Source organism: uncultured Gimesia sp. (genome assembly GCF_937919775.1).
GTDB lineage: Bacteria > Planctomycetota > Planctomycetia > Planctomycetales > Planctomycetaceae > Gimesia.
Genome location: NZ_CALFPF010000565.1, coordinates 1 through 7,154, shown reverse-complemented (window position 1 = coordinate 7,154; position 7,154 = coordinate 1). Strand labels below are relative to the sequence as shown.

The following is a 7,154-nucleotide window of genomic DNA, read 5'->3' as shown; positions in this document are numbered from 1 at the left end:
GGTAAACCAGAGATCCCGTATCAACAGGCAGCAACGTCAAATACTTTCCCAGCAACAGTTGTAACGCTAATACCGCTGCAATAAAAGCCGACCCTGACAGCCGCAGTCCTTCCGGATGCCTCTTCCGGTCTGCGAACACAAAACACGCCAGACAGACTGCAGCCAGAAAACCGACGGAGATAACCTGCTGCCAGCCCAGATACAGGCCGATCAGAATCAACAGACAGCTGGTGCCCGGTTGAAAAAGGCCCCGTGCTTTTACTTTCTGAAACAGCGCAGGCCAACTGAACAGGATGGCCACAATCGTCCCATAAAAGAGTCCCCACCAGAGCGTGATCAGAGTCGGACCTTGAAGGCCCCAATGCAGTGAACCATGATCGTGCGTTTCATTCAGGAAGTTTTCTGCGGAGGTGACAGCAGCAGAATCAGCTTGCACCGGGATCATCGCCGGGATTGGATGGAGTTCCGGAACGAGCGCGCCGGAAATAATGCCGATGAGAAAACACCACAGCAGTAGACGACGCGGGATACGCTGGCGATCAAAGTGAATGTAGGCGGCTGCCAGCACAACGACAAACAGATAACTGTAGTAAAGGTCCAGGGCAATCAGATCCCCGGTCCGCCCCTCCATAATCTGATAAATGCCCCAGGATCTGTTAGGCATCCGGTACGGTAAAAATTGACCGCCGGAATGCACCAGCGCCAGATACAGCAGGAGAAAAAAACAACCGACAATGGCTTCGACGATCGGGTAACGCATCGAAATCGGCGTCTGACAATGGCGGCATTTCCCCCCGAGTAGAATCCAGCCCAGAATCGGCAGGTTATCGCGCGTCTGAATCGGGGTTTCACACACCGGGCATCGGGACTTGGGTTTGGAAATATTCAAGCCCAGAGGCATCCGATAAATGACCACATTCAAAAAGCTGCCGATCACCGATCCCATCACGAAGCACCAGACTGCAGTAAAAACCTCCAGCACCCACAAGTTAAGACTTGAGGTATAAGCGAAAAACAGTTGCATGATTGATGGTCTATCTATTGTCTCGTCTGTTTCGCGACACTGATTTCATATGACCTGGACGAATCAGAGGTTTTTTCCTGCTGAGGAGCAAACACTCTGCTGCCAGATTCTTTAATGTTCACTGTACCGACTTTACCGAAATTAAAAGGAAATTGATATTTTGCACAATTCCCCTATTTCAATCGATCCGAAAAAGCCGGGGCAAAATAACAGTTACACTGATTTGAAGCATGATAATTATTTTCAAAGCAAAATACATACACCATTTTACGTAACTGGTACTTACTTTTTCTGAAACTTGACGGAGATGCTGCTTTCTCACAAACCCCGGTCAACAGATCCAATTACATCTACCGATAATTTATACATGTTAAAAACTTAAACAAACAGAACCGCAACTCCTTCGAATACGAATCAAATCTCTCAAAATTCCATCGTCTCGTATTTGAAAGAGTTTATGGGAAGCAAACGCTCAGGCTTTCAAAGCCATAAGCTCAGACCGGCCAAAATGAAGATACCTGTCTTTATTTTACCTGGAAATGCTTCTTACTTCCTACGGAACACAGAAAAACCATCCAGAATTATGCTCGGAAATTCAGAGGCTCACGGCAATTTCCGGCAATACTCAGAAAACAACTTGTAGATTTGGAAAGAATACTGAAATGAATTCAAGGATGACGCCCCACCTTTGGATTAGATGTTCAACATTAATTGTATTCACAGCAGTTTTGCAGTCGGCCTGTGATGTACAGGGAGATTCAGGTCCCAAGTTGCTGGTACCGGAAACCAGCCAATCGGTCAAAATCCTGCAAGTGCAAACCTCTGAAGCGGAAGTACCGCTGGTGGCTCGCAAACCGGATCTCAGTATCGAAGCCCGCAAACCGGATCTGTTGGCAGAAGACGCGAAGTCGAAAACATCTCCTATGACTGAGCCAAAACCTTTTCCGGGAGTTGCCAAAAATACGGCTCCTTCCATGGAAAAACCGAAGGAGCCTGAAGTACCCGAGATCGTCGACCTGGTCGATGAAGCGATTGCCGTTTCTCATCGCAGAATGCTTTCTACCGACGTACATACCCCCTGGCAGATCGCACACGGGATTCTGGCACTCCGCTGGGAATACACACTCTATCAGAACAAAAAACAGATCAGAGCCATTGACTGGATTTCCACAGGCCCCAATTTTCGCGGTCGCCCCTGGTTCATTACGACTCCGCATGGCGGCAAAGGACACCCCTTTACGGAACCTTACGCTTTTGAAGGGCACCCCAATCAGTTTCTTGCCTTTTACGCGATGGCCGGCATTCCGCTCGACCATAAATTCAAAGCCGGCGAAAAAACAATCACCATCGCCAATATGATTCACAATGCCAAAGCAGAAGTGAATACGGACGAGGAAATCACCTGGACGCTCTGGGCGTTTTCACGTTACCTCCCTTGGGATACCGAATGGGTCAGTTCGAAAGGTGAGGAATGGAGTATGGAAAAACTGGTGCAGGTGCAAATGCAGTCAGAGCCTACCAAGTCGGCTTGCGGAGGCACACACGGTCTGTTTGCCTTAGCCAGTTCGGTCAACAATTATTCCAAAGACCAGAAAAATCTCAGAGGCACCTGGCTGGAAGCGAGTATGCGAGTCCGTCAATATGTTGAATATGCACGCTCGATGCAAAACCAGGACGGTTCCTTTTCTGCCAAATATTTTGAAGGTCCTGAATACGCCAGTGACGTCAACAAACGGGTCTCAACAACCGGCCATACACTGGAATTCATTATGGAAGCCCTGCCACAACATCGCTTGAATGAGCCGTGGCTCAGAAGCGCCGTCTCCCGCATCGCCAGCGATCTGGTGGAATACAAAAGCCAGCCACTTGAGCCGGGCGGAATGTATCACGCGATTGACTCACTCATGATTTACCGCGAACGCACTCGTCCGCAATATGCCCAGCAACTGGAACTGCTGGCAAAACAGGCCGAATTTGATCAGCCCGAAGCATCGGAGCCGATCATCGGATATTCCGAGCAGTTCCTGCAGCAGCAGCATAATGCAGCCACTCAATATATTAACCAGCAGCAACAAAATCAGCAGAACAACAGCACCAGCGATTCACCTTCGCGACAGGCACGGCGCCGCAGCATGTTTTCCCGATATAGATAACAGACACCCGGATCAGCATTTAATCTGATTCCGTTTGAGCAGTATCTCCCTTTGTCTCTTGAAGATTCCGAATGGAAGGCACCCACGTCCGCTGGTCGTCGACTGTTTCACGAATTGATTCCAGAGTCGGGGGTTGCTGGTTCCCGTAATCAACATGGCTGGAACGTTTTCGAGGTCGAGGCTTGTATTCGTAACACTCTGCCTCTTCTTTTTTCCACCAGTACCATAAGCGGAGAGACTGCTGTTGCGCTTCGGGTGGTTTTTCGCGTAACAGCCAGAGCAGTAACAGGAGCACTGTGATAATGCCAATGGCAACCAGCATCGGTTTTCCGGGAGCTTCCCCGCTGGTTACCACTACAAAGATGCAAGCAAACAATCCCCCGGCCAGTGTAAACACTGTCGCCAGCCAGGCCGCCGCCTGATCTCCCGAACCATGAGGGGACCGACCTGATGTCATCTGTTCGCTCTCCGATGTACGACATGCGATCTGAGATATGACGCCGCTTTGCAGAACCTGCAAGAACTTCGCATCCACATATCAGGATAACAGATCTTGTCGTACATCCAAATTAAATTTTGCGTTTCGCTTACAGGAAAATATCCAGATACAGCACGAAAAGCATCAATCCCAGGACGAAAATCATCCCGACATAGGTCGCCGCGGCGAGTACCTGCTCGTTGGGACGTTTGCGGGTGATGCCTTCCCAGCACAGAAAAACCATATGCCCCCCATCCAGTACCGGGATCGGTAGAAAGTTTAAAACGGCCAGATTCACGCTCAGAAAACCGAGGAACAGCAGGAGTTCGGCATATCCCTGATGCGCGACCTCATAGGCAACAGAAGCGATCTTGATCGGCCCGCTCAATTCCAGGGGTGACACACGCCCGGTGAACAGGCTCCGTAAGGTCAGATAAATATCTTTCGCCGAATTGGAAGTATATTCGACTCCCATGCCCAGCGCCTGTCCCATACTGTCGGCCTTTTGGGTTTCCCGCAGTAATTCCATTTTGATTCCCCGGACGGGGAGTGACCATTGTTCTCCAGGTTTCTGGCCGGGATCAATCCAGGGCACCAGTTTGACTTCGCGTAACTGGCGTTTATTGCTGACCGTTAATTCCACAGGCCAGCCGGGACGCATCTGGATCTCCCAGAACGCATTGGCCCAGTTCACGTTTTTATCATCGAATTCATAACTGACTTCCGGGATGCCTCCCCACTCGGCAAGCGTGTTATTTTCGGGCAACATGATTTTAACTTTTTTGATCCGCTCATCCGGCTGGATTCCCGCTGCGGCGGCCGGGCTCCCCTCTTCCACTTTCAAAACGGTGGGAATCACGTGGAAGGCAATGCCCATAGAACCAACGGACAACGGAGTATTGGAATAAATCGGATGCTCAAGCCAGGCCGGATTATCGAGGGGAACCACATTCAGACTGACTTCGGTAGGATGGGCTCCGTCCTGTTGCCGCTTCACAACGATCTGAACCGTTTCGCCCGCTTTGTCTGAAAAGTAGTTCGGCAACTGCAACGGGTTCAGAGTTTTTCCGACGTCTTTGCCGTCGATGTGGGTGATTTTGTCTCCCACTTTCAAGCCGGCGCGTGCTGCCGGTGAACCGTCCTGAATCGCTTCAATCGGGCCGATGTCCATCCAGAGTCCCAGCGTACGAAAGGGATTATTACCGACGGTGATCTCCACGGTTTCAGCCGGCGGTGCCCCTTTGCGATTCACCCCCGTCTTCAAAGTCTGATTACTTTTCGCTGCAAACGTTCGTTGGAGTTGGGCATAGTCCTGAATCGGTTCACCGTCAATCGATTTGAACGTGTCACCCTGCAGGAAACTGGGCTCTGCTTTCGCCGCTGCAGTTCCCTTACTGGTCACACTGGCTCCCGGATCCTGAAACACGGGAATATGCAGACTGTTGGCCGGAATCAAACCGATTTGAGGCCGCGTTCCCGTACGATCCGGCGTAATTTTGACTTCGAATGTCTGACCGTCGGGATGGACTCCTTCCATCGTGATATCGCCATCACTGAACGCACTGCTGCGGATGATGTCCATATAAGAGCTCGCTTTATTGCCATCAATTTTTGTAATCACATCCCCCGGTTGAATGCCCGACTCCCAGGCAGGCATTCCGGGAATCGCTGCGCCGACCACACTGGGCATCGATTCCACACCCAGTCGAAAGGCGAACGCAAAAAACAGCATCCCGGTGATGATATTCATAATCACGCCGGCCGAAATAATTCCCATGCGCTGATAAACGGGTTTGGCGGAATAGGATCGGGGATCGAGGGCAATTTCTTCGCTCGTCAACTGGCTCGGGTCGACATCATCCTGACCCAGCATTTTGACGTAACCACCGAAAGGAATGATGGAAAGCGCGTACTCGGTTTCGCCATACTTGAAGCTGTAAATGATCGGGCCGAAACCGATACTGAACCGCTCGACTTTCACATTACACCACTTGGCAACAGCGAAGTGTCCCAGTTCGTGAAAGAAAATCACCAGCCCCAATCCTAAAGCAACCATGGCAATATTGGCAATTTTCCCGACGAGGGTCCCTAATAACAGACTGGTTAGCACTACTTCCACCTTTTTATCTCCTTGCGAGCCCAGCCATCCAGCAGAAACAGTTCTTCCAGATTCGGATTGGGATCGAATTGATGTGATTCTAATACTTGTTGACAGGAGGTCGCGATATCGCAAAAACGCAATTCACCCGATAAAAATCGCTCCACAGCGGCTTCATTCGCTGCATTTAATACCGCTCCGCATGTCCCCCCCTTTTCTGCGACTTCATAACCAAGTCGCAAAGCCGGGAATGCTTCCAGATCGGGGGGCTCAAAGGTTAACTCAAAAGAGTGGCTCCAGTCCATCGGAGAATTCAAGCCCTCTCTTCTATCAGGATACGTAAGTGCGTACTGAATGGGAAGCCTCATATCGGGGTTCGAGAGCTGTGCAATCACCGATCCGTCCACAAATTCCACCATCGAATGCACGATGGACTGCGGATGCACGACCACCGAAATTTGATCGGAAGTCAGATTGAATAACCATTTTGCCTCGATAATCTCCAGTGCTTTGTTCATCATCGTGGCAGAGTCGATGGTAATTTTCGGCCCCATCTCCCAGGTTGGATGTGCCAGCGCTTTTTCCGGCGTGACATGTTCCAGGTCGGCCGGGCTTGCTCCGCGAAATGGCCCGCCGCTGGCTGTCAGAATGATGCGTTTGACCTCTTTCGGCTGTCCTGCCTGCAACGCCTGGAATATGGCGTTATGTTCACTATCCACAGGCAGCAATGTGGCGTGGCTGCGTGCGGCCAGATCCATAATGAGTGACCCTGCAACGACTAACGTCTCTTTATTGGCGATTCCCACGGTTTTACCCGCTTCGATGGCAGCCCAGGCTCCCTTTAAGCCGGCTGCCCCGACAATGCCACAAATCACAATGTCGACTTCGTCTGATGACGCCACCCGTTCAATCTCGTCCGCGCCAAACAGAAGTTCGGTCGAACCGGAAAAGGAGTCTGCAGTCACAGTCGATTTCAACGCCGGATTGCTCAGCACGGACCAGCGGGGATGAAACTGCTGCGACTGGCGGGCCAACTGCTCCCAGCTGTTATGGGCAGTAATTGCAGTTAACTGCATTTCCTCTGGATGGGCGGCAATCACTTCAAGAGTACTTGTGCCTATCGAACCCGTGGATCCGAGGACGGCTATTCGCTTCATTCGACCCTGTTTTCTCATCCTCAGTCGGTTTGATTGACTGTACTATCGATTCTCTAAAAGAGCGGAAAAAAGTCATGACTCGGGTCTGTTTTTTTGCCCTAACCACCAACGAATCCGCATTTTAGGCGTATTAATTAAACATGGCAAGGGGCATTCCCGTCGCAACACATCGTTTTCGCTTCCTGTATTGGGCGGAACATGGTTTTCTGCTAAAACGTATGATTGACCCCTTCGCCGATACGAC

5 protein-coding genes are annotated in these 7,154 nt (G+C 50.7%); 1 reads left to right on the top strand and 4 read right to left on the bottom strand.

Annotation, left to right across the window (positions count from 1 at the left end):
• The coding region (locus Q0294_RS16260; RefSeq protein ID WP_299467554.1) for an A24 family peptidase at positions 1-1,024 on the bottom strand (1,024 nt) is incomplete at its 3' end.
• Positions 1,025-1,794: 770 nt separating this feature from the next.
• Here Q0294_RS16260 and Q0294_RS16255 point away from each other — a divergent pair.
• Positions 1,795-3,177 carry a hypothetical protein gene (locus Q0294_RS16255; RefSeq protein WP_299467552.1) on the top strand — a complete coding sequence of 461 codons (1,383 nt, stop codon included), beginning with the start codon at positions 1,795-1,797 and terminating at the stop codon, positions 3,175-3,177.
• A gap of 19 nt (positions 3,178-3,196) precedes the next feature.
• On the opposite strand, the gene Q0294_RS16250 is transcribed toward Q0294_RS16255, so the two are convergent.
• The 3 genes from Q0294_RS16250 to Q0294_RS16240 all read right to left on the bottom strand — a co-directional run bounded on the left by Q0294_RS16250 (position 3,197) and on the right by Q0294_RS16240 (position 6,910).
• Positions 3,197-3,634, bottom strand: a complete 438-nt coding sequence (locus tag Q0294_RS16250; RefSeq protein WP_299467550.1) for a hypothetical protein — start codon at positions 3,632-3,634, stop codon at positions 3,197-3,199.
• 130 nt (positions 3,635-3,764) lie between these two features.
• Positions 3,765-5,774, bottom strand: a complete 2,010-nt coding sequence (locus Q0294_RS16245) for a site-2 protease family protein (RefSeq protein ID WP_299467548.1) — start codon at positions 5,772-5,774, stop codon at positions 3,765-3,767.
• Positions 5,765-6,910: a 1-deoxy-D-xylulose-5-phosphate reductoisomerase gene (locus Q0294_RS16240; RefSeq protein WP_299467546.1), complete on the bottom strand. Its 1,146-nt coding sequence runs from the start codon at positions 6,908-6,910 to the stop codon at positions 5,765-5,767. Before Q0294_RS16240 ends, Q0294_RS16245 begins: the two co-directional genes overlap by 10 nt.
• Positions 6,911-7,154 lie beyond the last annotated feature (244 nt).